Here is a 26,983-nt window from a genome sequence, read left to right as displayed (position 1 = left end):
CCGGATTCAGCTTATGCCGATTTGCGGCGGCGGGCGATGGCGCCCACCAGACCCAGGCCGGCCAGCAGCATGGCGTAGGTTTCCGGCTCCGGTACCGGCAGCGTGGTGTAGGTGTAGGTGACCTTTGCGTAGCCGTCCATCGTGATGTTGGTGAAGTAGCTGGCATTGCCGGTCCCCGACAGGCTGTCCGACGACCAACCACTGAGCAGCGCATGGTAGGTGCCTGGGCCGGTGAAGGCACCCAGTTGTCCAGCCGAGTTGATGGTCACGGAATTGGTGGTGGTCCAAGGATCCAGCGTCAGCGTCGAATCGGTGCCTGCCGCCAGGGTGAACACCTTGGTGGTGGTCGCCGGGGTACTCAGCGTACCGCCGCCCACTACGCTGTCCAGTTGACCGCCGGTGGTGACCGTGAAGGTCGCTGGCGCGCCGGACAAGGCATCGTTGGAAACATAGATCGAACCGTTGACCGTATTGAACAGTTCGAACTGTACCGAGGTCAGATTGCCCAGCGCTGGATTGAACTTGCCGAAGCTCAGGTCGCCGGCGTTGTATTCGACGTCATACGCAGTCGCGGTGGTGATCGTCGGCAGTTGTACGGTGGCTGCGCTGGCGCCCAGCGCGAAGGTCAGGGCCGCGGTGGCGAAGATAGTGGTGGTCAGGTTTTTCATAGGTTATCCGCAATCGTGATGGTGACGTGGCTCAGGCTGCGCGCGATTTACGCTTGGCTACAAAGGCAATTGCGCCCAAGCCCAGCAGCATCATGCCGTAGGTTTCCGGTTCAGGTACCGGCGCCGCGACGGTGTAGGTATAGGTGACATGCCCGATACCCGAAGCCGTGGTGGAGAACTTGGTGAGCACGCCCGTACCGCCCGACTTGGTGCCGTCGGCGATCAGCGAGAAATTCGCCTGCACGTTGCCGGTGCCGGTAAACAGCTCGAACGAGCCGCTGTCCAGTTGCACGTCGGTCGACAGGTTCTTTTCACCGTCCAGGATCGAGGTCAGCAGGGTGGCCTTGTGCGCGGTGCCGGTGCCGGAAAACACCGTGCCGCTGGTGGAACCCAGAAGCAAGCTGCCAGGGCCGGTCAGGGTCATCGTTGCGCCCAGTGTGCCGTTGACGGTTTTGTCGAGGCGGGTGTTGGCGTTACTGGCCAGCAGTTGACCGTACACCACCGAGCTGTACTCGATCTCGATGCTGGACAGCGCGCCCAGCGTGCTGTCGAATTGCTTGATATCCAGCAGCGATGCGATATTGGTTGGGGTGCTGGTGAACGCGGTGATGTCATAAGTGACGGTGCCTGCCATCGCAGGAGCCGCGAAGACGCCGGCGGCAACGCAAATAGTCGCAGCAGCAAAGTTTTTCAGTTTCATTAATATTTCCTTATTAAATGTTTTAACCAACTACGGCCCTAAAAGGCAAGCCGCAGGATGTCTGCTTTGCTGCCATTTCCTTACTTGGAGCAATCATAACATACAATATGGAAATTATATTTCTTTTTCGACACTTCACAGATAATTAATGCAACTATAGTTTCCTGAATGTAATTTCCAATAAAAAAACGACCCGAAGGTCGTTTTTTTGCTACAAACTGCGGGAACCCAGTAAGGGAGCCACTTACAGCGCATCAGCCGCCGGTCTCGCCCTTCTTGATCCAGGCCGCCAGCTGGTGCGGACGGAGGCCGTCGTAGTCTTCGAACGGCTGGTGGATCCATGGGTTGTGCGGCAATTCTTCCATCTGGTAATCCGGCTTGAACGCCGAGCTGCCCTTGGTCCAGATCACCGCGGTCTTCACTTCCGTCACGCCGTCGAAGTTGGACTTCAGGTGATCGATCACCTTCATCAGCGTGACGCCCGAGTCGGCCAGATCGTCGACCAGCAGGATGCGGCCGGCCAGCGGGCCCTTGGTCATCGTCATGTATTTGGCGATGTCCAAGTCGCCCTGCACGGTGCCCTTGTCGGCGCGGTAGGAGCTGGTCGACAGGATCGCCAGCGGCACGTCGAAGATGCGCGAGAACACGTCGCCCGGACGCACGCCGCCGCGCGCCAGGCACAGCACCTGGTCGAATTTCCAGCCCGATTCATGCACCTTGAGCGCCAGGCGCTCGATCAGGCGATGGTATTCGTCCCAGGAGACCCAGAGGTGTTTTTCGTTCGATTGTGGGGTCGTCATTGCTTAATTCCTTATTACTCGAATGGGTGGCGCAGCACGATCGTCTCTTCGCGATCCGGACCGGTCGATACCATGTCGATCGGCACGCCGACCAGCTCTTCGATGCGCTTGATGTAGGCGCGGGCGGTGGCCGGCAGCGCGGCCAGCGACTTGGCGCCGACGGTGCTTTCGGTCCAGCCCGGCATTTCCTCGTACACCGGCACGCAGCGGGCCGCCTCTTCGGCGCCGGACGGGAAGATGTCCACGGCCACGCCGTCAATGGTGTAGCCGGTGCACAGCTTCAGCGTTTCCAGGCCATCCAGCACGTCGAGCTTGGTCAGGCACATGCCGGTCACGCCGTTGATCTGGACCGAGCGGCGCAGCAGCGCGGCGTCGAACCAGCCGCAGCGGCGGGCGCGGCCCGTCACGGTGCCGAACTCGTGGCCGACCTGCGCCAGGTGGTGGCCCACGCCGGCATCGGTAGGCAGTTCCGAAGGGAACGGGCCGGAGCCGACGCGGGTGGTGTAGGCCTTGGTGATGCCCATGATGTAGTGCAGCATGTTCGGACCGACGCCGGCGCCGGCGGCGGCATTGCCGGCCACGCAGTTCGACGAGGTGACGAACGGATAGGTGCCGTGGTCGACGTCCAGCAGCGAGCCCTGCGCGCCTTCGAACAGCAGGTTGGCGCCGGCCTTGTGCGCGGCGTACAGCGCGCTCGAGACGTCGGTGACCATCGGGCGCAGGCGCGGCACGTAGGCCAGCGCGTCGTCCAGGGTCTTCTGGTACTCGATGCGCGGCGCCTTCAGGTAATGCTCCAGCACGAAGTTGTGGTAGTCGAGGTTCTCGGCCAGCTTCTCGGCGAAGCGCTTCTCGTTGAGCAGGTCGGCGACACGGATCGCGCGGCGCGCCACCTTGTCTTCGTAGGCCGGGCCGATGCCCTTGCCGGTGGTGCCGATCTTGGCTTCGCCGCGGGCGGCTTCACGGGCCAGGTCCAGCGCCGAGTGGTAAGGCAGGATCACCGGCGCGGCGTCCGACACCTTCAGGCGCGACGCGACTTCGACGCCGACTTTTTCCAGCTTGTCGATTTCGCGCAGCACGTCCGGCACCGACACCACCACACCGTTGCCGATGTAGCAGGCCACGCCTGGACGCATGATGCCCGACGGGATCAGCTGCAGCGCGGTCTTGACGCCGCCGATGACCAGCGTATGGCCGGCATTGTGGCCGCCCTGGAAGCGAACCACACCTTGTGCATGATCGGTCAACCAGTCGACGATCTTGCCCTTGCCCTCATCGCCCCATTGGGTACCGATGACGACGACGTTTTTTGCGTTTTTCTTTGACATCACACTAACCTAAGTTTTTAAGAATCCAGTTGCTACCATTATCGTCGAGGACCAGCGCGCGATCGCACTCGAACTCGTCCAGCTCGTTGCTGTGACCCGGCAAACTTTGGATCACGACTTCGCCGGACTTGCGCAGCTCGGCGATTTTTTCCTTCAATTCCGGCGCATTGCCCCACGGCGCGCGGATCGAATGCTTGCGCTCCGCGGTCGGCAGCAGGCGCGCCAGTTCGCGCAGGTCGAGCGAGAAGCCGGTGGCGGGACGCGCCCGGCCGAAAGCCTCGCCTACGTGATCGTAACGGCCGCCGCGCGCCACCGCGTTCGGCAGGCCCGGCACATACAGCGCGAACATCGCGCCGCTTTCGTACTGATAGCCGCGCAGGTCGGCCAGGTCGATCGCCACTTCCGCGCGGTCGATGGCCGACGCGGCCAGCGCCGCCAGCTCGGACAGCGCCTTGGCGATGCCCGGCAGGTCCGGCAGCACGTCGCGCGCGCGCTTGAGCACTTCGACGCTGCCGTACAGGTTGGGCAGCGCCAGCAAGGCATCGCGCACCACCGCCGAGTAATTTTTCGTCAGCTCCTGCAGGCCGGGCACATCCTTGGCGCGCAGCAGCAGGTACAGCTGGGCTTCATCCCTGGCCGCCGCGGCGTCGCCTTCGAGGATGGCGCGCAGCACGCCGACATGGGTCAGGTCCAGCCGCACTTCGGTGAAGCCGGCCAGGGCCAGCGAAGCCAGCGCCAGCTCCTGGATCTCGGCGTCCGCTTCGAGGCCGGCATGGCCGTAGATCTCGGCGCCGATCTGCAGCGGCTCGCGGGTGGCGTGCAGGCCCGACGGACGGGTATGCAGCACGCTGCCGGCGTAGCACAGGCGGGTGACCGAGGCGCGGTTCAACAGGTGGGCGTCGATGCGCGCCACCTGGATCGTCATGTCGGCGCGCAGGCCCAGCATGCGGCCGGAGATCTGGTCGACCAGCTTGAAGGTGCGCAGATCGGTGTCCTCGCCGGCGCCGGTCAGCAGCGACTCCAGGTACTCGAGCAGCGGCGGCATGACCAGTTCATATCCGTACAGACGGAAATTATCCAGCATCAGACGACGCAGTTCTTCAATCTTGCGGGCTTCCGACGGCAGGACGTCGGCGATATTTTCGGGCAAAAGCCAATTCGGCATGGGAAACTGGTGACAAAGGTAATTGAAAAATGAACAATGTGACGCACGCGCCGCAGCCATCAAGCAGAAAGCCGAACCTGATATTTTACGCGAAAATACGTTGCGGGAGGAGAAAAAGATACGCCGGGGAGCCATAAGGCACCCCGGCGCGGGTCTGACTTTACTTCTTGGCGGGAGCCGGTGCGGCCGAACCGGCGGCGCCGGAGCCTTTGAAGTACTTGAAGAAGTCCGAGCTCGAATCCATCACCATCACGTCGCCGTGATTCTTGAAGGTGGCGCGGTAGGCTTCCAGGCTGCGGTAGAACTTGTAGAACTCGGGGTTCTTGCCGAACGCTTCGGCGTAGATGCCCGAGGCCTTGGCGTCGCCCTCGCCGCGTATCTGCTCGGCGTCGCGGTAGGCTTCGGCCAGGATCACGGCGCGCTGGCGGTCGGCGTCGGCGCGGATCTTTTCCGACTCGGCCGAGCCGGTCGAACGCAGCTCGTTGGCCACGCGCAGGCGCTCGGCCTTCATGCGGTCGTACACCGAGTTGTTGATCTGCTCGACGTATTCGACGCGCTTGAGGCGCACGTCGATGATCTCGACGCCGATCTGCGCCGCTTCCTGCACGACTTTGGTGCGGATCGCCTCCATCACCTGGCCGCGCTGGCCGGAAATCACTTCGCTCACCGTGTGCTTGGTGATTTCCTCGTTCAGCGCCGCCTTGACGATGACCGACATGCGGTCGCGCGCGCGGCTCTCGTCGCCGCCGAAGGTGACGTAGTACAGCTTGGCCTGGCCTTCGTTGCGGCCGATGCGCCACTTGACGAAGCTGTCGATCAGGATGTTCATCTTCTCGGCCGTGATGAAGCGCTCGGCGTCCGGCGTTTCAATGGTGAGGATGCGGTTGTCGAGATAGACCACGTTCTGGAACGGCGGCGGCAGCTTGAAATGCAGGCCCGGCTCGCGTATCACTTCCTTGATCTGGCCCAGCGCGAACACGATCGCGTACTTGCGCTGGTCGACCACGAACACCATCGACGACAACACGAGCAGCGCGACGAACGCCGCGATAAGGGTACTGGCTATGCGGTTCATTAACGGCTCTCCCGGTCACGTAAGGCTTCGCGCGAACGCGGATCACGCTGGCGATTCACTTCCACCGTCGGCATCACATCCGACGGCAGCGTGGCCACCGGCGGCGGCGATGCGGCCGCTTGCGCGGCAGCCTTGGCGGCCGCGGCCTGCGCATCGGTGGCCGCCGCTTGCGCGATCAGCTTGTCCAATGGCAGATACAGCAGGTTGCTGCCGGTCTTGGCGTCGACCATGACCTTGCTGGCGCTGGAGAAGATCTGCTGCATGGTTTCCAGGTACATGCGGTCGCGCGTGACGCCCGGGGCCTTCTGGTACTCGGTCAGCACCTGCTTGAAGCGCGAGGCGTTGCCGGTGGCGTTCTCGGTCACCATCGAGCGGTAGGCTTCGGCCTCCTGCATCAGGCGCGAGGCGTAGCCGTGGGCTTTGGGGATCACGTCGTTGGCGTAGGCCTGGCCTTCGTTCTTCTGGCGCTCGCGGTCCTGCCCTGCCTTGACCGCGTCGTCGAAGGCGCCCTGCACCTGCTCCGGCGGCTGCACGTTCTGCAGCGTGACGGCCGAGATCAGCACGCCCGACGCGTAGCGGTCGAGGATCTGCTGCATCAGCTGCTGGGTTTCAAAGCCGACCTTGTCGCGGCCCTCGTACAGCACGAAGTCCATCTTGTTCTTGCCGACGATTTCGCGGATCGAGGTCTCGGCCACCTGGCGTACGGTTTCCTCCTCGTCGCGGTTGTTCATCAGCCAGGCCACGGGATCCTTCAGCTTGAACTGGACGGCGAACTGCATGTCGATGATGTTTTCATCGTCGGTCAGCATCAGCGCCTCGCGCAGCTGCTTGTTCTTGACGTTGCCGCGATAGCCGATTTCGACCATGCGCATCTGCGACACCTTGACCGTCTCGTCGCTCTGGAACGGGTACGGCCAGCGCCAGTTGAAACCGGAGCCGGTGGTGTGGCTGACTTTGCCGAAGGTGTAGACCACGCCGGTCTGGCCTTCCTGCACGATGAAGGAGCCGCTGGCGAGCCAGATCAGCGCGATGACGGCGCCGACCGCGCCGGCCGTGGCGCGCATGCCGGACAGGTCGGAACGGCCGCCATTGCCGCCGCCGTTGTTATCGGGACGGTTCTTCTGGCCGAAGAAGCTGTTCAGGCGCTGGTTGAAGTCGCGCCACAGCTGCTCCATGTCGGGAGGGCCTTCGCCGGGCTTCTTGCCTTCATTGGCTTGCGGCTTGCTATCTTTCTTGTCCGAGCCCCAGCGGGGATCGTTCAGCGACAGCTTCAAGCCGAGACGTTTCATAAGTGACGAGACACGCATTAGTGTGATCCGACATGAGTAAGGGTGGGACTGCTATCCGGTTCTGCTACTTCGTCGTCGACATGATAAGCCTGGTTGAGCCGGGCACCCGGCGCGTTCTTGGCCCATTCGATCATGGCGCCGCGCAACAGGTCCAGTCCTTGACCGGTGCGCGCGCTGAGGAAAACGCGGGAAATCTTATCATATTCATCCCGCTCGACCGACGGCTCCAGCTCAGCGGCATCGATCTTGTTCCACACCAGTATCTGCGGAATGTGATCGGCGCCGATTTCCTTGAGCACCAGGTTGACCTGCTCGATCTGCTCCATGCGCACCGGCGACGAGGCGTCGACCACGTGCAGCAGCAGATCGGCATGGATGGTCTCCTCCAGCGTGGCGCGGAAGGCCGCCACCAGCTGGTGCGGCAGTTCGCGCACGAAACCGACCGTGTCCGAGATCACCACGTTGCCCACTTCCTGCCCCATGTAAACACGGCGCGAGGTGGTGTCCAGGGTGGCGAACAATTGATCCGCGACATACACGCCGGCCTTGGTGACGGCGTTGAACAAGGTCGACTTGCCGGCATTGGTATAGCCGACCAGCGACACCGAGAAGGTCTGGCTGCGGCCGCGCGAACGGCGCTGCGTCTCGTGCTGCTTGCGCAGCTTGTCCAGGCGCGCGCGCAGGGCCTTGACCCGCTCGCCGATCAATCGGCGGTCGGTCTCGAGCTGCGTCTCGCCGGGGCCGCGCAGGCCGATACCACCCTTTTGCCGTTCCAGGTGGGTCCAGCCGCGTATCAGGCGCGTGGCCAGATGCTGCAGCTGAGCCAGTTCCACCTGCAGCTTGCCCTCGTGAGAGGCGGCGCGCTGGGCGAAAATGTCGAGGATCAGGCTGGTGCGGTCCAGCACCCGGATCTGCAGGCGCTTTTCCAGGTTGCGCTGCTGGGCCGGCGACAGCGCGTGGTTGAAGATGACGATTTCGATTTTGTGATCGAGCACGGCAAGGCCGATCTCGTCGGCCTTGCCGCTGCCGACGAAATATGCCGCGTCCGGGGACGAGCGCTTGGCCGTAATTGTCGTGATCGGTTCCGCACCTGCTGAACGGGCCAGCAGTTGCAGTTCCTCGACGCTGGCGGCAAAGTCGCCCTGACCGAAATCGATACCGACTAGAGCTGCGCGCATACGACGGTCAGGCGATTTGAGAAAAAGAAGCGGTGGTGCAAGCGCTTATTCCGCTTCGGATTCAATGTTGAGGTTGACGGCGCGTGCCGGTACCACGGTGGAGATGGCGTGCTTGTACACCATCTGGGTCACTGTGTTACGCAGCAATACGACGTATTGATCGAACGATTCGATATGGCCTTGCAGCTTGATGCCGTTGACCAGATAGATCGAGACAGGAACATGCTCTTTGCGCAAGGCATTGAGGAATGGGTCTTGTAACAGTTGCCCTTTGTTGCTCATAACAGCTCCATTTTATGTTGTTGTGTTGGAATTGGAGGCGAAACGCTTGATTTCAAGTACGTGGCCCAGCGAAAGTCAAATGATTTTCGCTGAAACACCGTTCGCCACGCCGGGAATGGTGCTTCTAAGCCACTGTAACCTGTTTTTGCTTTTTTTGCAGGGCGCACCAGCAAAAAAACCGCTTATTTCGACTGAGTTTTTGCGAACGGATTCTTACCGGTGCGCAGTTCGATGCGCAACGGCGTGCCGACCAGCTGGAACGTGTCGCGGAAATGCTTTTCCAGGTAGCGTTTGTACGGTTCGCCGACGGCGTCCAACGCATTGCCGTGAATCACGATCACCGGCGGATTCATGCCGCCCTGGTGCGCGTAGCGCAGCTTCGGACGGATCGACCCCTTGCGCCGTGGCTCCTGCTTCTCCACCGCCTCGATCAGCGCGCGCGTCAGCTTGGGCGTCGACAGGTTGCACATGGCGGCGGCGTAGGCCGCGTCAAGCGACTTCATCAGTGGACCGATGCCCTGCGCCTTCAGCGCCGAGATGAAGTGCATCTTGGCGAAGGACAGGAAATCGAGCTTGCGGTCGATGTCGATCTTGATCTCGTCGCGCTCGTCGGTGCGCAGGCCGTCCCACTTGTTGACGGCGATCACCAGCGCGCGGCCCGTCTCCAGCACGAAGCCGGCGATGTGGGCGTCCTGCTCGGAGATGTCTTGCTGCGCGTCGAGCATCAGCACGACGACGTTGGCTTCCGAGATCGACTGCAGGGTTTTCACCACCGAGAACTTCTCGATCGCCTCGAACACCTTGCCGCGGCGGCGGATGCCGGCCGTGTCGATCAGCGTGTATTGCTTGCCCTCGCGCTCGAACGGAATCTCGATCGAGTCGCGGGTGGTGCCCGGCATGTCGAAGGCGATCACGCGCTCTTCGCCCACCAGGGTGTTGATCAGCGTGGACTTGCCGACATTGGGACGGCCGACCAGCGCGATCTTGATGCCGTGTTCGGTCTTTTCCAGCTCTTCCGGATCTTCCGGACGCTGGGCGAAGGCCAGGTCCAGCGCCTCCTCCACTAGGTCGGCGACGCCGTCGCCGTGCGCCGACGAGATCGAGTAAGGCTCGCCCAGTCCCAGTTCGTAGAAGTCGGCGACGACGGCGGTGTAGCGCATGCCTTCCGACTTGTTGACGACCAGCATGACCGGACGGCCGCTTTTGCGCAGGAAGTCGGTAATGGTTTTATCATGCGGAGTCAGGCCCTGGCGGCCGTCGACCAGGAAGATGACGATGTCAGCCTCGGCCACGGCCTGCTTGGTCTGCAGCGCCATCTGGTGCATGATGCCTTCCTTGGCGACCGGCTCGAAGCCGCCCGTGTCGATGACGAGGAAGGGACGTTCGCCGACACGGCCCTCGCCATAGTGACGATCTCGCGTCAACCCAGGCAAGTCCGCCACCAGCGCATCGCGCGAGCGGGTCAGACGATTGAACAAGGTCGATTTCCCTACATTGGGTCGACCCACTAGTGCGATTACCGGCTTCATTTTATTACTCGACCGCGAGAGCGGTCACTGTCCCTGATTGGGTTTGGAAAATCAAATTCGTGCCGGCGATGACGGGGTCCGATTGGATCGGGCTGCCGTCGGTCGCGGCGCGACCTATAAATGCGCCATCTTCCCGCGACAGGAGGTGGACATATCCCTGGAAGTCGCCGACGGCCACGACGCGGCCGTAGGAAACCGGAGTCGACAGGCGGCGGTAGGCCAGCTTGTCGTTCTTCCAGGCGTTGCTGCCGTTTTCACGGCTGTAGGCTGCAACTTCGCCTTTGTCGTCGGAGACGAATACAAAACGCTGGTCCACCGCCACGCCGACGTCGGACGAGGTCGGCTTGCTCCAGTGCGGCGCGCCGGTGGTGGCGTCGAAGCAGGCCACGCGGCCCTGGTACGACACGGCGCAGACATCTTTCTCGAAGATCACCGGGGTGCCGGCGATGTCGGTCACGCGCTCCAGCTCCGTGGCGCCGCGCGGCTCGCCGACCACCACTTCAAAGCGCGGCAGGCCGGTCGCCAGCACCAGCGCCAGCAGCTTGCCGCCCGGCTGGGCCACGTACACGTTGGGGCCGTTGATGACCATGCCCGGCGCGTTGCGCAGGGTCAGGGCCGGCGTGGTGCGGGTGACGTTCCAGCGCTTGGCGCCGGTCTTGGCGTCATACGCGGTGATCAGGTTGTCGACGCTGCGCACCACGACGACGCCGCCGCCGACCACCGGCGACGACAGCACTTCGCTGGTCGCCTGGCCTTTCCACAGCTGCTTGCCGTTGGCGTCGTAGGCGAAGATCACGCCCTTGGCGCCGCCGACCACGACCACCTCGCCGTCGCTGCCCACGCCCGCGGTCAGGTCGGTGCCGGTCTTGACGCGCCATTGCTCCTTGCCGGTGGCCGCGTTCAGGCGCGCCAGGGCGCCGTCGGCGTCGGCCACGTAGATGCTGTCGCCGGCCAGCGCCGGGGTGAAGACGGCCACGCCGGCTTTACCCATCGAATACTTCCAGACGGTCTTGGGCGTCATGCCGCCCTTCAGCTCGACCAGCGCCGCCGGCTGGGTCTTGGTATCTTTGGACGAGAACAAGGAACAACCGGCCAACATCGCAAACAGGCTTGCAGCAATAACTTTTTCGGTAATACGCATTTTTTAACCTTGATCTGGGGAGGCGCCGGTGATTGCCGGCGCCGGAAAAATTACGCTGCGTCCTTGTCGGCCGGCACGGTGCCGCCGATGGCTTCAAGTTTCAGCTGGATCAGCTGACGGCCAGGGTTCTTCTTGTCGGTGGCCTCCAGCGCGGCCTGGTAGGCGGTGCGGGCTTCGGCCAGCTTGTTCTGAGCGACCAGCACGTCGCCCTTGCGGTCGGCCACGGCGCCGGCAAACTGCGGCGCCACGTCGCCCGACAGCACTTTCAGCGCTTCGTCGTAGGCTTTCTCGTCCAGCAGCAGGCCGGCCAGGCGCACCTTGGCGACGGCCTTGAACTCGTCGCCGCCATGCTCGACGGCCCACTGCAGCTGCGCCTTGGCGGACTTGATGTCGTTGGCGTCGAAGCTGGTCTTGGCCGCCACCAGCGCGCTCATCGAGGCGTAGGCGGTGCTGCCGAATTTGGATTCCATGTCGCCGGCGGCGCGCAGCACCTTGACGTTGTCCTTGGCCTCGGCCGCGTTCTGCACTTCGTCGTACAGCGCGGACGCTTGCGCGGCCTGGGTGCGCTGGTAGTAGTTCCAGCCGGTGAAGCCGGAATACGCCGCGAGGCCGGCGATCAGCACCCACGAGGTCAGATTGCCGTACTTGTCCCACCACGCTTTGAGGGACGCAATTTGTTCTTGTTCTTCGAGATCGTATGCCATGTTCGTCTGCTAGTTATAGGTTTAAAAAAGTACGGCTTAGTTTGGTGACTTAGCTTAGTGATTGCAGTGCTCGTCGTGCACGTGGTAGTGGTGATCGTCGCCGCTGGTGATCTGGTCGACCAGGAAGTCGACCACGTCGTCGAACGGCACCGTCGATTGCTGCTGGTCGCCCTCTTCCGCGCGCATCGCCTTGACGCTGGCGGTGTGGTTGGCCACCTCGTCGTCGCCGATGATGACGGCGAAGGCGGCGCCGCTGCCGTCGGCCTTCTTCATCTGCGTCTTGAAACTGCCGGGACCGTTGGCGGTCGAGGCGTGCATGATGACGTCCAGGCCGGCGTCGCGGATGCGCTCGCCCAGCACGAAGGCCTGCAGCTGCGCCGCCTCGCCCTGGTGCACCAGGTAGACGTCGCACTGGCCCGGCTGCTCAGGCTCGCCGGCTTCCTTCATCAATTCGATCAAACGCTCGATGCCCATGGCGAAACCGACGGCCGGCGTCGGCTTGCCGCCGAAGGTCTGGATCAGCGGATCGTAACGGCCGCCGGCGCACACGGTGCCCTGGGCCCCCAGCAGGTCGGTGACCCACTCGAACACGGTGCGGTTGTAGTAGTCCAGGCCGCGCACCAGGCGGGTGTTGATGGTGTACGGGATGTTGTTGTGGTCGAGGATCTTGCGCACGCCGTTGAAGTGGGCCAGCGATTCCTCGCCCAGGTAGTCCAGCAGCTTGGGCGCGTTGTTGACCATCTCCTGCATGGCAGGGTTCTTGGTGTCCAGGATGCGCAGCGGATTGCTGTGCAGGCGGCGCTTGGCTTCGGCGTCCAGCAGCTCCTCGTGCTTTTCCAGGTAGGCGATCAGGTCGACGCGGTGGCGCGCGCGCTCTTCGGCGTCGCCGATCGAGTTCAGTTCGAGGCGGATGTTTTCCAGGCCCAGGTCATCCCACAGGCGGCGGCACATCATGATCATTTCCGCGTCCACGTCCGGGCCGTTGAAGCCGACGGCCTCGCAACCGAACTGGAAGAACTGGCGATAGCGGCCGCGCTGCGGACGCTCGTGGCGGAACATCGGGCCCGTGTACCACAGGCGCTTCGGGCCTTCGTAGACCAGATTATGCTCGATCACCGCGCGCACCACGCCGGCCGTGCCTTCAGGGCGCAAGGTCAGCTGGTCGCCGTTCATCGAATCGGTGAACGAGTACATCTCCTTTTCCACGATGTCGGTGACGGCGCCGATGGCGCGCGCGAACAGCGCGGTGTTTTCCACGATGGGCGTGCGGATGTGCTGGAAGCCGTAGCTCTGCACCACAGATTGCGCGGTGTTCTGGAACAGTTCCCACAGGTGCGCATCCTGCGGCAGGATGTCGTTCATGCCTTTGACGGCGGTGATTTTTTCAGTTTTGGACATATTCTTGGCTGTAATTCTTCTTCACGTAATTCAGTACGATTTCCTGGAACTCTTCAACGATGCGCTCACCGCGCAAGGTGGCGAACTTGGCGCCATCGACGAACACCGGCGCGGCCGGCGATTCGCCGGTGCCCGGCAGGCTGATGCCGATGTTGGCGTGCTTCGATTCGCCCGGGCCGTTGACGATGCAGCCCATCACGGCCACGTTCATCGCCTCCACGCCCGGATAGGTCTTTTTCCACTCCGGCATCTGGTCGCGCAGATAGGTCTGGATGTTGTCGGCCAGTTCCTGGAAGGTGGTCGAGGTGGTGCGGCCGCAGCCAGGGCACGCGATCACCATCGGGGTGAATTTGCGCAGGCCCATGGTCTGCAGGATCTCCTGGCCGACCACGACTTCCTTGGTGCGGTCGCCGCCCGGCTCCGGCGTCAGCGAGATGCGGATGGTGTCGCCGATGCCCTCTTGCAGCAGCACCGACAGCGCGGCCGTCGAGGCGACGATGCCCTTGCTGCCCATGCCCGCCTCGGTCAGGCCCAGGTGCAGCGGATAGTCGCAGCGCTTGGCCAGTTCGCGGTACACGGCGATCAAATCCTGCACGCCCGAGACCTTGCACGACAGAATGATCTTGTCGCGGCCCAGGCCCAGTTCCTCGGCGCGCACGGCGTTCTCGATGGCCGAGGTGATCAGCGCCTCGTACATCACCGCCTGCGCCGACCACGGCTCGGCGCGGCCGGCGTTTTCGTCCATGATGCGCGCCAGCAGCGCCTGGTCCAGGCTGCCCCAGTTGACGCCGATGCGCACCGGCTTGTCGTAGCGCGCGGCCACTTCGATCATCTGCGCAAACTGCGTGTCGCGCTTGGCGCCCTTGCCGACGTTGCCCGGGTTGATGCGGTACTTCGACAGCGCCTTCGCGCACTCCGGATAATCGTTGAGCAGCGTATGGCCGTTGTAGTGAAAATCGCCGACCAGCGGCACGTCGATGTCCATCTTGTCCAGCTGCTCGCGGATGTAGGGCACCGCTTCAGCCGCTTCCGGACGGTCCACCGTCAGGCGCACCAGCTCCGAACCGGCGCGCGCCAGCTCCTTGATCTGGATCGCGGTTTCGATCACGTTGGCGGTGTCGGTATTGGTCATCGACTGCACCACCACGGGCGCGTCGCCGCCGACCCAGATCTTGCGCTGGCCGTGCGAAACCAGCACGCTGCGGCTGGCGCGGCGATTCGACGGTCCCGAAGGAATAGCTGTTTGTGAAGACATGATCTTTTACTCGGCTTGTGCTTAACTTATTTAATGTTCACGCGCGAAATCGTACCGCCGGCGACCGGTGGCAACGCCAGCGGCGCGCCGCCCAGCGTGGCTTTTACGCCGCCAGGCTTGCCGACGATCAGCAGCGCCGGATCCTTGATGTCGAAGGTCTCGGTGTTGCCGGCTTTCACCAGCCGCGAAATCAGCGGCGTCGTGCCCGGGCGGCGGATCTCCACCCACGAATCTTCCGTTACTTCCAGCACCAGCTGGCTGCCTGCGGCGGCCGGCGCTGCCGCCGGTGGCGCCACTTGCGCGACCGGCGCCGCGGTTGCAGGCGTCGTGGCGGCCGGCGTTGCAGCGGCGCCCGCCGCCGCCGCATCGGCCGGCGCGTTGCCGCCTGGCGGCGGCACCGAAATCAGCGGCACGCTAGGCGATTGCAGCGGCGCGGTTGCCGCGCCCGGCGCGGCGGTGGTCGTTTCGATCGGCGCGATCGCCGGCTCGGCAGGCTTGACCGCCTCGGTCGTGGCGCTGGCCGGCGCTTCCGAGCGCTGGAACAGCGTCGCCGGGATCATGCCGCTCTGGTAGGCATACACGCCGGCGGCGGCCACGGCCACCACCACGGCCACACCGATCAGCCAGCCGGCCGGACCGGACGAACGCTGCGTCATCGACGGGAAGCGCGATTCGGAGAACGTCGCGGCGATTTCCTTGCGCGGCGGCGCGGCCTCATGGCTGGTCGGCGACACCACTTCGATCATCGCCACCAGCGGGGTGGCGTCTATCTTGACGACCTTGGCGTAGGCGCGCACGAAGCCGCGCACCACGGCCATATTCGGCAGCGCGGCGTAGTCGCCCGCTTCCAGTGCCTTGACCTGGCGCGGCGCCAGTTTCAGTTGATCGGCAATCTGTTCCACCGTCCAACCCATCGCTTCGCGCTGGGCCGCCAGTTGTGCTCCGGGCGTGGCCAGGCTGCTGCTGCCCTGGTCTTTTGGCGAATCTGCCCACTCTGAATTCATTGGTATCCCTGTTTCACTCATCAAACGCCCCACGTTGATAAGCAGCATACTCGGCCGAGCCGGGGTGGTGGCGGCGCAACTGCGTCGCCCAACCAGCTTCCGCGCTCGTGTCGCCAAGCTTATGCTGCACCTTAATCGCGAGCCACAGCACGTCGGCCGTCAGGCTCTCCATCTTTGCCACCTTGTTCAGGCGGGTCACGAAGAAATTGGCGCGCACATAATCGCGCTTTTCAAAATAGACCCGCGCCAGATTGGCGTTGGTGGCCGGCAGGTCGGGCGTCAACTGCAAGGCTTGCAGCAGATAACGCTCCGCGCTGGCGTAATCCTTGATCTTCAATGCGCAGGAACCGGCGTTGTTCGCGGCGCTGGCCGGCGAACGATAGCTGCGGTTGCTCAGGGCCGCATCAAACAGCGGCAGCGCCTCGGCCACCCGGCCGAGCTGGCACAGGAACGAGCCGTAATTGTTGGCCAGGTCGGGATTCCCCGGCACCAGCTTGCGGGCGCGCACGAAGTTGTCCTCGGCCAGCCCGTTCTCGCCCATCTGCTGGTAAATCAGGCCGCGCATGCCGTAGGCGTCGGCGTAGTTCGGATCGGCCGCCAGCGCCAGCTTGACCTCGTCCAGCGCGAACGCATACTGGCGCTGCTCGAAGTAGCCGATCGCCAGCTGCATGCGGATCTCGACCTTGCGCTGGGCGCTGGTCTGGTCCGACACCGTGGTCAGCTCGGCCTGGCCACTCTTGCCGCGCTCCGGGCCCGACGAGGCGCAGCCGGCCAGCGTCCCGGCCGCGATCGTCAGGATCGTGGCGAGAGTGAGCCGGCTACGCTGCGCCAGGAGGGTCATCAGGAACGGATCTCCACGATCTTGCCGAAATTGGCGCCGAACTTCTGCTGGTACTCGGCCATTTTCTCCATCCGCTTGGCCACCTTGGTGCGGTCCTGCACTTCGCCGGCCAGCTGGCCGCAGGCGGCGTCGATATCGTCGCCGCGCGTCTTGCGGATGGTGGTGACCAGGCCGCCGTCGACCAGGATCTGGGCGAAGGCCTTGATGCGGGGATTCTTGGAGCGCAGCAAGCCCGACTCCGGGAACGGGTTGAACGGAATCAGGTTGAACTTGCAGTTGACGCCGAACTCGCGGTCCTGCACCAGGGCCAGCAGTTCGCGGGCGTTCTCGTCGGAATCGTTGACGCCGTCGAGCATGCAGTACTCGAAGGTGATGAAGTCGCGCGGCGCAAATTCCAGGTAGCGCTTGCAGGCGGCCATCAGCTCCTTGAGCGGATACTTCTTGTTCAGCGGGATCAGGCTGTCGCGCAGCTTGTCGTTCGACGCGTGCAGCGAGACGGCCAGCGCCACCGGCACTTCCTGCGACAGCTTGTCCATCATCGGCACCACGCCGGAAGTCGACAAGGTGACGCGGCGGCGCGACAGGCCGTAGGCGTTATCGTCGAGCATCAGCTTCAGGGCGGTGGCGGTCGGCTCGAAGTTCAGCAGCGGCTCGCCCATGCCCATCATGACCACGTTGGTGATCTGGCGCTCGCCCTTCGGGCCCGGCTCGATGCCCTTGGTGCGGCGCAGTTCGAACTCCGCCATCCATAGCTGGCCGATGATCTCGCCGACGGTCAGGTTGCGCGAGAAGCCTTGCTTGCCGGTCGAGCAGAAGCGGCAGTTGACGGCGCAGCCGGCCTGGGTCGAGATGCACAGCGTGCCGCGGTTCTCTTCCGGGATGAACACGGTTTCCACCGCGTTGCCGTTGCCGACGTCGACCAGCCATTTGCGCGTGCCGTCGGTGGACGTGTGGTCGCTGATGATGGCCGGCGCCGTGACGTGGGCGCGGGTTTTCAGTTTGTCGCGCAGCGACTTGGCCAGATCGGTCATGCTGTCGAAGTCCGACGCACCGAATTGGTGGATCCAGCGTTGCAGTTGCTTGGCGCGGAACGGCTTCTCTCCCAACTCGGCGCAGTAAGCGATAAGTTGCGCGGGATCGAAGTCCAGCAAGTTGGTCAGAGGTGCGTTCATAGTGGTATTCAAAACAGTACTAATCATTTTTCCGTTTCCGCACCGCGGCGCGGAAACGGATCTTACTAAAAATTACTTACCGAAGAAGTAAGCGATTTCAACTGCGGCGGCTTCGACAGCGTCGGAACCGTGGACAGCGTTGGCGTCGATCGAATCGGCGAAGTCAGCACGGATGGTGCCTTTTTCTGCCTTCTTAGGATCGGTGGCGCCCATCAGTTCGCGGTTTTTCAGAACTGCGTTTTCGCCTTCCAGAGCCTGGATCATGACTGGGCCGGAGACCATGAAGTCCACCAGGTCCTTGAAGAAACCGCGCTCTTTGTGCGCAGCGTAGAAACCTTCAGCCTCTTCACGCGACAGCTGCTTCATTTGAGCAGCAACGATCTTCAGGCCAGCGCCTTCGAAGCGGCTGTAGATTTGGCCGATAACGTTTTTTGCAACTGCGTCTGGTTTGATGATCGACAGGGTGCGTTCGATTGCCATTTAAAAAACTCCAATAAAAAGAAAGGTTTAAAACAAAATTGATAACTCAATCAACCTTTGATTTTACCATAGAACACCCCATATACCGAGAAACGGGAGTAGATAAGCTTGCAAGAGCGGCCATATTTGCCCCTTTTTCGGGCGAAAATATGGCCCGGGACGGTTTTAAGCCAGTATTAAGTGCATTTTCGGGGCATTTTTGCGCATTTTTACCCCGCCGTGCTATGCTTTTGGCAAGCGGTATTCGAATCACTATGAAGGAGGTTCTATATGAACAACATGCAAAACACCTACGACCTGGCGGGAAGCCGCCGGTCGGTCCAGCACAACGTGCTGCGCAATACCTACTGGCTGCTGGCCCTGTCCATGGTGCCGACCGTATTCGGCGCGGTGCTGGGCGTGTCGCTGCACCTGCCGCTGGGCGGCGGGCTGATGGCGCTGCTGTTCCTGGGCATTGCCTTCGGCTTCATCTGGGGCATCGAAAAGAACAAGGATTCCGGCCTGGGCGTGGCCCTGCTGCTGGGCTTCACCTTCTTCATGGGCCTGATGCTGACGCCTATGCTGTCGCGCATTCTCGGTTATTCCAACGGCGGATTCCTGATCATGACCGCGTTTGGCGGCACGGCGTCGGTGTTCGCGGTGCTGGCGACGATCGCCACGGTGTCCAAGCGCGACTTCTCCGGCATGGCCAACTGGCTGTTCGCGGGCGTGGTGGTGATCCTGCTGGCGTCGATCGCCAACATCTTCCTGGGCATCCCGGCGCTGGCGATCGTGATTTCGGTGGTGGCGATCGCGATCTTCTCGGCCTACATCCTGTATGACGTGCAGCAGATCATCAACGGCGGCGAGACCAACTACATCCGCGCCACGCTGAACATCTACCTGGACGTGTACAACATCTTCGTCAACCTGCTGTCGCTGCTGGGCATCTTCGGCGGCAACCGCGACTAAGCGAAAACAGTTACCCCCTCGAAGCCGGCCCAGCGCCGGCTTTTTTTATTTCAATCCGGGGTCAGATCCGACATTTGGACACGAGCTCTGCCGTAGCGGTCGCTACGGCAGAGCTCGTGTCCAATTGTCGGATCTGACCCCGGATCTAGCGGACGTGGAAACGGGTGGTGGCGACGACTTGGGCGTTGGCGTCGATCAGGGCCAGCTGGTGCTGGCCCGCGACCGGGCGCCAGGCGTAGTCGGCGCCGGCCTGGCCGAGATCGGCGCCATCCAGGCGCCAGTGGAGTCCCCTGCCCGCCTGCGCCTGGAAGAAGACGCGCTGGATGGCGTCCGGGATGTCGGGATCGATGGCGATGATGCTGGCGTCTCCTGGATACAGTATCTTCGGCGCGCGCTGCGTGTCCTGCACCACGGCGATGAGCGGGCTTTCGGTGCCGGCGATGAACCACTCGCCGCGCGCGGCCTCCAGCATCGGCTGGTAGACGATCTGCTGGCGCACCACGCCCGCCGGCGCCTTCGGCGCGCGGCTGGGCTGCTGGCGGTGCAGATAGTCCATCACGTCGCGCCACACCGGCGCGGCGCCGCTGACGCCGGAAACGTCCCACATCGACTGGCCGTCGAAATTGCCGACCCAGACGCCAACCGTGTAGCGCTCCGAATAGCCGAGGCACCAGTTGTCGCGCATGTCCTTGCTGGTGCCGGTCTTGACGGCGCTCCAGAACGTCGTGGCCAGTTCGTTTTTCAGGCCGAACGTCAGGCTGCGCGCGGCGCGGTCGGACAGGATGTCGCCGACGATGAAACTGGCCCTGGCGTCGAGCACGCGGCGCGGCGCCGCGGCAGCCTGCGGCGCCAGGCTCACCGGGCCGTACATGCCGCCGTTGGCCAGGGTCCGGTAGGCGTTGCTCAACTCCAGCAGCGACACTTCCGCCGAACCCAGGGCCAGCGAGTAGCCGTAGTAGTCGGCCGATTCCGTCAGGCTGCTCAAGCCCACGTCATGCAGCCGCTCGTAGAAGCGGTCCATGCCCGTCATTACCAGCGTGCGCACCGCCGGCACGTTGAGCGAACTGGCCAGGCTGGTGCGCACGCTGACGTGGCCCTTGAAGTCCTTGTCGTAGTTCTGCGGGATGTACAGGCCGGACGGCGTGGAAATATCGATCGCCGTGTCGTCCATCACCGAGGCCGCCGTGATCAGCTTGCGCTCCAGCGCCAGCTCGTAGAGGAAGGGCTTGAGCGTCGACCCGGCCTGGCGCAGCGCGGCCACACCGTCTACCTCGCCGCCGCCGGCGTTGCCGACATAGGCCAGGACCTCGCCGCTGGCGTTATCCAGCACCACCACCGCGCCGTCGTTGACATTGCGCGCCCGCAGCGACATCAGCTGCTGGCGCAAGGCGGTCTGCGTAAAGCGCTGCAGATCGCCGTCGAGCGTGCTGCGCACCGCCTTGCCGGCGCTGGTCAGCAGCTGCTGCGCCACTTGCGGCGCAGGCGGCGTCTCGGCCGCCAGCAGCGGGCGCCCCATCGCGATGATGGTCCGCAGTTCGATATCGCTGCAGGTGGAAGGCGCCCGCAACTCCCTGGCCAGCGCGCACGCCCGCTGCGACACCACCTTGGGCGCGGCGCCCGGCCCGCGCAGCAGGCTGGCCAGGATCATCGATTCGCTCAGGTTCAATCCGGACGGCGCCTTGCCGAACAAGCCGCGCGCCGCCGCGCCGACGCCTTGCAGCTCGCCGCGGAACGACACCAGGTTCAGATACGCTTCCATGATCTGCGGCTTGGTCCATGTCGCATCGAGCTGGCGCGCGGCCTGGATCTGGTCCCACTTCTGTCCCCAGCTGCGGCCCTTGGCCGACGGCTGCAAGCGCGGATCGAGCTGAGCGGCCAGCTGCATGGTGATGGTCGAGGCGCCGCGCGGACGGCTGCGGAACAAGTTATCCCAGGCCGCCTTGCCGGCGGCGCTCCAGTCCACGCCGTCATGCTGGTAGAAGCGCTGGTCCTCGGCCTGCAGCACGGCGGCCGGCAGGCTGGGCGAGATGTCGGCCAGCACCACCCACGGCAGGCGGCGCACCTTCATGTCGATGCGCAGCGACTGGATCGGCTCCCCGTGACGGTCCAGCAGCTCCGCCTCCGACGAGCGCCAGGCGGCGCGCACCTGCTCGGCTGTCGGCACGACGATTGTGGCGGCGTTGGCGGCGCCGGCTGCATGCACGGCGCCGGCCAGCGCCAGCAGGGTTGCCAGGATCGGTTTCATTTGACGTTGAACGGTGCGTTCGGGGATTCGCCGAACATCTCCGGACTATACATCGCTTCGACGCGCGTGGCGGGCAAATTGAACTGTCCGGCGTTGTTCAACCGCACAGTGTATTCCACGCTCCATTTCCCTTTCGGGACGAACTGGTAGAACGCATGGAAGCCCTCGAACGTGCGCTCTTCGAACACCGGCCACGCCCAGCCGCTACGCTTTTCTCCGCTGCTGAGCAGCTGCGAGTCGCGTCCCAGGCCGGAACCCAGCACCGTGGCGCTGGCCGGGATCGGATCGTCGACCACCACCCAGGTCATGTCGGCCTGCGCTTCCAGGTCCAGGCGCACGCGATAGACGTCGCCACGCGACCATACGCCCGCCACCTTCTGCTCCACCGGCGTGACGGTCCTGACGATCTTGTAGCCGCTCGATATGGGCGCCTTCAGCGGCAGCGCGGCCTGCGTCTGCACCGTCACCCACGGCTTGCCGGTGCCGGCGTGATCGAGTTCCAGCCCGGCACCGCCGCGCGGCCAGGGCAGCATGACGCTGCCGCCGTTGGTGTCGCCGCCGAACGCGACGCTCTTGCTGGCATTCGCCAAGGTCGCGCTGCCGGTGCCGGTGACCTTCTCGTTTTCGAATTTGCGCGAGAATTTATCGATGGCCAGCGTGCCCCAGACATTGGCGACCGTGGTGCCCCAGCGGCCCTTGCGCTGGCGTCCCAAGGCGCCGCGCGCCAGCCGGCCCATGTCTTCCTGCCACGCCGGATTGTCCAGCATCGCCAGCAGCAGCTTGTTGGCGTTGCTGTCGGCGGATGCCATCAGCCACCACCAGTCGTCGGTACGCTCGGTCGAAAAGCCCAGCGTCGTTCCTTGCAGATTCAGGCGCGAACGCAGGATCTGCTCCGCCTGCGCCATACGCTGCGCGTGCATCAACAGCTTCGGCGAGCGCTTAAGGATCAGGTACCAGTCGATGACGGCCGACGTTGGCCACAGATTGGGTTCGACGCTGAACGATTGCAGCTCTTCCGGCTGGATGCCGTGGGTGCGCGACAGCGCCTCCAGCGCGGCGATCTTGCGGATGGCCAGGTCCGCGGTCGGCAGTGCCGAGTAGCGCGTGACCTTGCCCTGCACGAAAGCCAGCAGTCCGGATTCCATACGCCCCTTCAGTTCAGCCGGTATGCTGTAGCCGGCCTCCTGTGAGGCGGACAGCACATAAGCCGTCAGAGTGTCGTCGCCCTGCTGCATGGTGGCGAAGTATTTGACCAGGCCATCGGCGTCCAGATGCGCCGGCAGGCTGTCCACCGCAGACTGCCACAACGCCGGGTCGTGCAGCGCGATGGCGTGCGAGCTGACCTGTTCGAAGCAGCGGTACGGATAGGCGCTCATGTAGTCGCGCACACCGGGCAGGTCGCTGCCGAGTTTGGGGCTGAACTGCACCTGCACGCCGCCGCGTCCCGGCAACGCGTCGTCCGGCAGGCGGACCTGCATGGTCTGCTTGCGGTCCAGCTGCAGCAGCGTCGCCTGCGTGATGCGCACCGGCACGGCGGCCACCACTTTCTGCTTGACCTTCAAACGGTCGCGCGACGCCGGCCCGGCCGCCGCGCCATCGCCGACGATCGCCGCGCCGACGTCCCACGCCAGCGTGGCCGCACCGACCGGCACCTGATAGTCCCAGCCGATATCCTGCGCCTGCCCCGCCTCCAGCGCGACCTGCTGTGGAGCCAATGTCTTGCCGCCGACGGTAGCGGTCAGCGCCACCTTGACGGCGCCTGCGGTCGTATTCCGCAGCGTGAAGCCGGCGCGGAAGCGGTCGCCCTCGCGCACCAACGACGGCAGGCCGGAGAGCAGCATCAGGTCCTGCGAGCTGCGCACCTCCGCGCGGCCGGTGCCGAACAAATCCGCCTCCGCACTGGCGATAGCGACGATGCGGAACGCCGTCAGCGAGTCGTTGATGGGCACCTGCACCGTCGCCTCGCCGTTGGCGTCCAGCGTCACGCGCGCCTTCCAGAACAGCAAAGTATCGAACAGCTCCCGTCCTCCACCCTTGCCCCCGCCACCGCCGTGCGGCACCGCCTTGCGGCCGAAGTGGCGCTTGCCGACCACCTGCATCTGCGCGGTCGACGTCTGCACCTGCAGGCTGCGCTGCTGCATCATCGCTTCGAGCAGGTTCCAGCTGTCGTTCGGCATCAGCTCCAGCAGACCGACATCGACCGCGGCCAGCGCCACCTCGGCACCGGCGGGTGGCGCAGAGCCGTCCGCGCGCGTGACCTTGACCGCCACGGTGGCCTTGTCGCGCACGTTGTAGACCGGTTTGTCCGCCTTGACCTGCACCTTCAATTCATTGGCCGACCAGCCCACGCGCAGCGCCGCGATACCCAGCTTGTACGCAGGCTTGCCCAGATCGACCAGCGCCGTCGGCTTCACGCTGGCCACGCGGCCGCGCACCACCAGCGCCGACACATACACATTGGGCGCGTAACCGCCCTTGACCGGAATCGTGAACACCGGCGCGCTGCCCGACAGCGGCCGCACGTAGGTGTCGATGATGCCTTCGCGCTCCACGGTGATCAGCGCGGTCGCCTCGCGGAACGGCATGCGCACCTGGAAGCTGGCGGTCTCGCCAGGTTCGTAGCGTTTTTTCTCCGGCAGCAGGTCGATACGGTCGTTGTCGGTGGCGCTGAACCACCAGTCGGCGCCGTCGGCCACCCAGGTCTCGCGATTGGTCATCGTCACACGCTGCTGTTCATCCTGCGTTTTCGCGCGCAGGATCAGGTTGCCCGACGCCGGCGCCTTGACCTGGCAGATCAGCAGGCCCTTGTTGTCTGTCTTGCCTTCGCAGGCCGCACCCAGCGCCTTGACTTCGCTGTTGTTTTCGTAGGCGTAAAAGCCGCCGATCAGACGGCGCCGGTGCGAGTAAGACTGCCGCTGGAAGAAGTCGACCGACACCGGCGCGTCGGCCACCGGCTTGCCTTGCAGGTCCAGTACCACGACCTGGAACTTGAGCGCGTCCTTGCTCAGCACCCAGCCGTCCGGCTGGATGCCGATCACATAGCTCGACGGCCACAGCGGAATGCGGGTGGAGACGGACAACGTTTCGCCGTTGGCATCCTGATAGGACATCTCGGCCGTCAAATCATGCGGCGTTTGCACGGCCGGCAGCTGGTCCAGTGCGACACGCGCGCCGCCGGCCTTGTCCAGCGTGAGATTGCGGGTCTTGACGGCGGCCGGACCGCTTGCCGCGCCGCCATCCGCTTCTCCTCCCTCGAATACGCCTTCGTCTTCATCGAAGGCGCCATTGCTGCGCTCGACACCGACCTTGACGTCGCCGGTGCTGAAGCTGAAGTCCGCGTAGTCTTCGAAGCTGACCGCCTTGTCCTGCACCACCGTGCGCAATTGCACCGGCGCGCCGCCGGCCCCGCCACCTGACAGGTAGCTGAGCTGCACGTCCAGGTCCAGCGCCGGCGTCTGGATGGCCGGCGTCTTCGGCCCTTGCAGCACGGCCTTCATGGTCGGCACGCGGAACTGCTCGACACGGAAGCGGCCCGCAGTGCGGCCTCCCAGCATGACGGTGTACCAGCCCTGTTTGGCGTCCGCCGGAATGATCCACTGGTTTTCCGCGCTGCCGTTCGCGCTCCAGCTGATCGGCAGTTCGTATTTCTGCTCGCTGCCCTCATGCATGACGAAGATGCTGCCCGGCTGCGCCTTGCGCTCTTCCGCTGTCAACTGTTTGGCGCGCCAGTTGCGCTGGTCCTTGCGCGGCGCGTCGGCGGCGCCGACCAGCGCGATGCCCTGCTCCACATGGCGGCGCAGGAAGTGCTTCATGTGCACCGTCTCGCCGGCGCGCAGCAAGGTGCGGTCGAACACCGTGGCGGCGATGACGTTGTCGGCGCTGCTGTCTTCGGTCGGCAGGTTGTAGCGCCAGCTTTCGATGCCGCGCGTCCAATAGGACAATGTGAAGGTCATGTCGGCGCCGCTGCGCGCGCTGATGAAATAGCCGCTGCTTCGTTCGCAACGGGACTCCGCCAGCTCCTGCTTGATGTCGGCCACGCCGATGGCGTTGGTGGTGCCCTGCCACAGCTGCTTGCCGTGGCAGTCGCGCACCGATACCTGCGCTTGCGGCACAGGCTTGCCCTTGTCCAGCGACGTGACCCACACCAGCGACGATTGCGCGCCCTGCTTGAAGTGCGCCACCATGTTCGTCACCAGCGCCGCCGTGCTGACGTAGGCGGTGGACTGCTTGTCGTTCAGCGCCGCGCCCAGTTTGGGGCTGGCCAGTTCGACCACGTAGAAGCCCGGCTTGCGCAGCGGGATGCCGACCACTTCGAACGCCTGCCGCCCGCCCGGCTTGGGCATGGTGAAGCGTTCAATGGCGCCGGATGGCGCCTTCTTGCTGTCGCCCAGCAGCGGCTTGTACAGCGCGTCGCCAGACAACTCCACCGGTCCCCAGCCGTAGCCGGACATGCGCTGCAGCCAGTCGAAGATCTGCTTGTCCTGCTGCTCCGGCAGGGCAGCGGCGTCGTTGACGCGCAGCGCGGCGCCATCGACGCGCGCCGTGCGGCCGGCCAGGCTGGCCTCCACATTGCGCACCGTGACCGGCAGCAAACGGTCGCCCTTCGCTTCAATGATGCCGAAGCGGGCCGGGAACTTGACCAGCGGCGGCTGCACGTCCGTCTGCACCGACATCGGGAAGCGCGCCTGATTCAGCAAGGGCCGGTTGGCGTCGTCCTTGAGGCCGGCCGGCATGGACAGCGTCAGTTTGGCTTTCTCCGGGAACGGCCCGTTGATGGTGACCCAGCTGACGTATTCCGCCTTGAGCTCTTCCTTGTCGACGGCGGCCTTGAAGACCTTGCCGCCAGGGCCGGTCAGCCTGACGGCCAGCGCATCGGCCATGCGCACCGGCGCCGAGAAGTCCACGCGCGCGGGCAGGAAGGGAATGCAGCCGCCGTCCTGCTTCAATCTGTCGCAACTGAAGCGGGCGGTGAACTCCGGCCGCGTCTTGTAGGTCCAGGTCTGGTCCTTGTCGGTGACGATACCGCTGTCGGCGGCGATGCCGGCGCCCCAGACCAGCGACACCTCGGCCTCCGCCGGCAGGTTGCGCTTGCACTGCAAAACCACCAGCGGCAGCTTTTCCATGCGCTTGTCACGCACCGTCGCCGTGGCTCGCCACACCACGCCGCGCGCCTTGAAGTACAGCGACAGGTAGCGGTCGGTGAACTCCTTGCGCTGGTCGAGTATGCGCTGGCGCTCGGCGCCGCCGAGTATGCGCACGCCGATCTTTTCATTGATGCCTTCGGCGCGGCACCAGGCGTGGGCTGCCACGCTTTCATCGGTGGCCGGCGCGTCGAGGCCGAGGATGAAGATCTGTTGCTCGTCGATATTGCCGGCGCCTTCGCGCGGCAGCGAGCTGACGATGGCCGGGCCGCCGGTGTTGAAGGAGAACCGGCGCTCGCCTTCCAGCGGCTTGCCCGCCAGGTCCTTGAGATCGTCCTTCAGCGTGAAGCGGCAGGCCACGCCGGCCGGCAGGTCGCGTTCGAAATCGTAGCTCCAGTTTTTGCCGTCTATCCAGCGGCCCTTGCCCTGCTCGGGACAATCCACCTTGAACGGATCGCCGAGGCGCATGTCGCCCAGCGGGACCATCTGGCCGCTGAAGCGCGCGGTCGCCTGCCGCACCCCTTTGACGACGCCGGACGGAGAAAACGAGATAACGGAAGTCTGGGCCAGGACGGCCAGTGGCAAGCTGCAAAAAGCAGCCATGCCGATGAGGCGAAACAGGAGGCGCATGCCAACTCCG

The 26,983-nt window shown here is 64.2% G+C and carries 21 protein-coding genes; 1 reads left to right on the top strand and 20 read right to left on the bottom strand.

Going from position 1 to position 26,983, the window contains the following annotated elements:
* Nucleotides 1-11 precede the first annotated feature (11 nt).
* From ACCD07_RS02285 to ndk, 18 genes are all read right to left on the bottom strand, one after another.
* On the bottom strand, nt 12-668 hold the full coding sequence (locus ACCD07_RS02285; RefSeq protein ID WP_353402820.1) for a choice-of-anchor E domain-containing protein: 657 nt from the start codon (nt 666-668) through the stop codon (nt 12-14).
* A gap of 31 nt (nt 669-699) precedes the next feature.
* Complete coding sequence (locus ACCD07_RS02280; protein WP_413446383.1) at nt 700-1,368, bottom strand: choice-of-anchor E domain-containing protein; 669 nt, start codon at nt 1,366-1,368, stop codon at nt 700-702.
* A 254-nt stretch (nt 1,369-1,622) separates the two neighbouring features.
* Nucleotides 1,623-2,168 carry a phosphoribosyltransferase gene (locus ACCD07_RS02275; RefSeq protein WP_353402816.1) on the bottom strand — a complete coding sequence of 182 codons (546 nt, stop codon included), beginning with the start codon at nt 2,166-2,168 and terminating at the stop codon, nt 1,623-1,625.
* Between the two features lie 14 nt (nt 2,169-2,182).
* Entirely contained in the window at nt 2,183-3,493 is a 1,311-nt protein-coding gene (locus ACCD07_RS02270) for an adenylosuccinate synthase (protein ID WP_176651945.1), read from the bottom strand.
* A gap of 4 nt (nt 3,494-3,497) precedes the next feature.
* Nucleotides 3,498-4,658 carry an ATP phosphoribosyltransferase regulatory subunit gene (locus ACCD07_RS02265; RefSeq protein ID WP_176651946.1) on the bottom strand — a complete coding sequence of 387 codons (1,161 nt, stop codon included), beginning with the start codon at nt 4,656-4,658 and terminating at the stop codon, nt 3,498-3,500.
* A 160-nt stretch (nt 4,659-4,818) separates the two neighbouring features.
* Complete coding sequence (gene hflC / locus ACCD07_RS02260) at nt 4,819-5,733, bottom strand: protease modulator HflC (RefSeq protein ID WP_176651947.1); 915 nt, start codon at nt 5,731-5,733, stop codon at nt 4,819-4,821.
* Nucleotides 5,733-7,022 (bottom strand): FtsH protease activity modulator HflK, encoded by a 1,290-nt coding sequence (gene hflK / locus ACCD07_RS02255; protein ID WP_413446382.1) that lies wholly within the window; start codon nt 7,020-7,022, stop codon nt 5,733-5,735. Before hflK ends, hflC begins: the two co-directional genes overlap by 1 nt.
* Nucleotides 7,023-7,039: 17 nt before the next feature.
* On the bottom strand, nt 7,040-8,200 hold the full coding sequence (gene hflX / locus ACCD07_RS02250) for a GTPase HflX (RefSeq protein WP_353402810.1): 1,161 nt from the start codon (nt 8,198-8,200) through the stop codon (nt 7,040-7,042).
* A gap of 45 nt (nt 8,201-8,245) precedes the next feature.
* On the bottom strand, nt 8,246-8,482 hold the full coding sequence (hfq, locus tag ACCD07_RS02245; RefSeq protein WP_008450615.1) for an RNA chaperone Hfq: 237 nt from the start codon (nt 8,480-8,482) through the stop codon (nt 8,246-8,248).
* 182 nt (nt 8,483-8,664) lie between these two features.
* Nucleotides 8,665-10,011 (bottom strand): ribosome biogenesis GTPase Der, encoded by a 1,347-nt coding sequence (gene der, locus ACCD07_RS02240; RefSeq protein ID WP_176651950.1) that lies wholly within the window; start codon nt 10,009-10,011, stop codon nt 8,665-8,667.
* 4 nt (nt 10,012-10,015) lie between these two features.
* On the bottom strand, nt 10,016-11,152 hold the full coding sequence (gene bamB / locus ACCD07_RS02235) for an outer membrane protein assembly factor BamB (RefSeq protein WP_413446381.1): 1,137 nt from the start codon (nt 11,150-11,152) through the stop codon (nt 10,016-10,018).
* Between the two features lie 50 nt (nt 11,153-11,202).
* On the bottom strand, nt 11,203-11,856 hold the full coding sequence (locus tag ACCD07_RS02230; protein WP_413446380.1) for a YfgM family protein: 654 nt from the start codon (nt 11,854-11,856) through the stop codon (nt 11,203-11,205).
* A 54-nt stretch (nt 11,857-11,910) separates the two neighbouring features.
* Complete coding sequence (gene hisS / locus ACCD07_RS02225; protein WP_176651953.1) at nt 11,911-13,254, bottom strand: histidine--tRNA ligase; 1,344 nt, start codon at nt 13,252-13,254, stop codon at nt 11,911-11,913.
* The gene (gene ispG, locus ACCD07_RS02220) at nt 13,241-14,509 is read right to left on the bottom strand and encodes a flavodoxin-dependent (E)-4-hydroxy-3-methylbut-2-enyl-diphosphate synthase (RefSeq protein ID WP_176651954.1); all 1,269 of its coding nucleotides are present in this window, start codon (nt 14,507-14,509) and stop codon (nt 13,241-13,243) included. Before ispG ends, hisS begins: the two co-directional genes overlap by 14 nt.
* Nucleotides 14,510-14,535: 26 nt before the next feature.
* Nucleotides 14,536-15,513, bottom strand: a complete 978-nt coding sequence (locus ACCD07_RS02215; protein ID WP_353402801.1) for a helix-turn-helix domain-containing protein — start codon at nt 15,511-15,513, stop codon at nt 14,536-14,538.
* 13 nt (nt 15,514-15,526) lie between these two features.
* The gene (pilW, locus tag ACCD07_RS02210) at nt 15,527-16,354 is read right to left on the bottom strand and encodes a type IV pilus biogenesis/stability protein PilW (protein ID WP_176651956.1); all 828 of its coding nucleotides are present in this window, start codon (nt 16,352-16,354) and stop codon (nt 15,527-15,529) included.
* Entirely contained in the window at nt 16,354-17,526 is a 1,173-nt protein-coding gene (gene rlmN, locus ACCD07_RS02205) for a 23S rRNA (adenine(2503)-C(2))-methyltransferase RlmN (RefSeq protein WP_353402799.1), read from the bottom strand. Before rlmN ends, pilW begins: the two co-directional genes overlap by 1 nt.
* 72 nt (nt 17,527-17,598) lie before the next feature.
* Nucleotides 17,599-18,006: a nucleoside-diphosphate kinase gene (ndk, locus tag ACCD07_RS02200; RefSeq protein ID WP_090314593.1), complete on the bottom strand. Its 408-nt coding sequence runs from the start codon at nt 18,004-18,006 to the stop codon at nt 17,599-17,601.
* 270 nt (nt 18,007-18,276) lie between these two features.
* Here ndk and ACCD07_RS02195 point away from each other — a divergent pair, with 270 nt between their 5' ends.
* On the top strand, nt 18,277-18,957 hold the full coding sequence (locus ACCD07_RS02195; protein WP_176651958.1) for a Bax inhibitor-1/YccA family protein: 681 nt from the start codon (nt 18,277-18,279) through the stop codon (nt 18,955-18,957).
* 145 nt (nt 18,958-19,102) lie between these two features.
* Here ACCD07_RS02195 and pbpC read toward each other — a convergent pair whose 3' ends face one another.
* A complete protein-coding gene (pbpC, locus tag ACCD07_RS02190) occupies nt 19,103-21,202 on the bottom strand; it encodes a penicillin-binding protein 1C (RefSeq protein WP_413446379.1) in 2,100 nt (699 codons plus the stop codon).
* A complete protein-coding gene (locus tag ACCD07_RS02185; RefSeq protein WP_413446378.1) occupies nt 21,199-26,973 on the bottom strand; it encodes an alpha-2-macroglobulin family protein in 5,775 nt (1,924 codons plus the stop codon). Before ACCD07_RS02185 ends, pbpC begins: the two co-directional genes overlap by 4 nt.
* Nucleotides 26,974-26,983: the final 10 nt, after the last annotated feature.

This window comes from Duganella sp. Dugasp56 (genome assembly GCF_047304105.1).
In the GTDB taxonomy this organism is placed as follows: domain Bacteria; phylum Pseudomonadota; class Gammaproteobacteria; order Burkholderiales; family Burkholderiaceae_D; genus Rugamonas; species Rugamonas hordei.
Note: the sequence above shows the minus strand (reverse complement) of the source record. Positions and strands in the feature narration are given on the sequence as shown.

What these genes read in the sequence shown, in the direction of transcription:
- ndk (WP_090314593.1), bottom strand. Translation starts at nt 18,006, where the DNA reads ATGGCAATCGAACGCACCCTGTCGATCATCAAACCAGACGCAGTTGCA.
- pbpC (WP_413446379.1), bottom strand. Translation starts at nt 21,202, where the DNA reads ATGAAACCGATCCTGGCAACCCTGCTGGCGCTGGCCGGCGCCGTGCAT.
- hflK (WP_413446382.1), bottom strand. Translation starts at nt 7,022, where the DNA reads ATGAAACGTCTCGGCTTGAAGCTGTCGCTGAACGATCCCCGCTGGGGC.
- ACCD07_RS02275 (WP_353402816.1), bottom strand. Translation starts at nt 2,168, where the DNA reads ATGACGACCCCACAATCGAACGAAAAACACCTCTGGGTCTCCTGGGAC.
- ispG (WP_176651954.1), bottom strand. Translation starts at nt 14,509, where the DNA reads ATGTCTTCACAAACAGCTATTCCTTCGGGACCGTCGAATCGCCGCGCC.
- rlmN (WP_353402799.1), bottom strand. Translation starts at nt 17,526, where the DNA reads ATGAACGCACCTCTGACCAACTTGCTGGACTTCGATCCCGCGCAACTT.
- ACCD07_RS02195 (WP_176651958.1), top strand. Translation starts at nt 18,277, where the DNA reads ATGAACAACATGCAAAACACCTACGACCTGGCGGGAAGCCGCCGGTCG.
- ACCD07_RS02230 (WP_413446380.1), bottom strand. Translation starts at nt 11,856, where the DNA reads ATGGCATACGATCTCGAAGAACAAGAACAAATTGCGTCCCTCAAAGCG.
- ACCD07_RS02285 (WP_353402820.1), bottom strand. Translation starts at nt 668, where the DNA reads ATGAAAAACCTGACCACCACTATCTTCGCCACCGCGGCCCTGACCTTC.
- hfq (WP_008450615.1), bottom strand. Translation starts at nt 8,482, where the DNA reads ATGAGCAACAAAGGGCAACTGTTACAAGACCCATTCCTCAATGCCTTG.
- pilW (WP_176651956.1), bottom strand. Translation starts at nt 16,354, where the DNA reads ATGACCCTCCTGGCGCAGCGTAGCCGGCTCACTCTCGCCACGATCCTG.
- ACCD07_RS02265 (WP_176651946.1), bottom strand. Translation starts at nt 4,658, where the DNA reads ATGCCGAATTGGCTTTTGCCCGAAAATATCGCCGACGTCCTGCCGTCG.
- ACCD07_RS02280 (WP_413446383.1), bottom strand. Translation starts at nt 1,368, where the DNA reads ATGAAACTGAAAAACTTTGCTGCTGCGACTATTTGCGTTGCCGCCGGC.
- ACCD07_RS02215 (WP_353402801.1), bottom strand. Translation starts at nt 15,513, where the DNA reads ATGAATTCAGAGTGGGCAGATTCGCCAAAAGACCAGGGCAGCAGCAGC.
- ACCD07_RS02270 (WP_176651945.1), bottom strand. Translation starts at nt 3,493, where the DNA reads ATGTCAAAGAAAAACGCAAAAAACGTCGTCGTCATCGGTACCCAATGG.
- hisS (WP_176651953.1), bottom strand. Translation starts at nt 13,254, where the DNA reads ATGTCCAAAACTGAAAAAATCACCGCCGTCAAAGGCATGAACGACATC.
- hflC (WP_176651947.1), bottom strand. Translation starts at nt 5,733, where the DNA reads ATGAACCGCATAGCCAGTACCCTTATCGCGGCGTTCGTCGCGCTGCTC.
- der (WP_176651950.1), bottom strand. Translation starts at nt 10,011, where the DNA reads ATGAAGCCGGTAATCGCACTAGTGGGTCGACCCAATGTAGGGAAATCG.
- hflX (WP_353402810.1), bottom strand. Translation starts at nt 8,200, where the DNA reads ATGCGCGCAGCTCTAGTCGGTATCGATTTCGGTCAGGGCGACTTTGCC.
- bamB (WP_413446381.1), bottom strand. Translation starts at nt 11,152, where the DNA reads ATGCGTATTACCGAAAAAGTTATTGCTGCAAGCCTGTTTGCGATGTTG.
- ACCD07_RS02185 (WP_413446378.1), bottom strand. Translation starts at nt 26,973, where the DNA reads ATGCGCCTCCTGTTTCGCCTCATCGGCATGGCTGCTTTTTGCAGCTTG.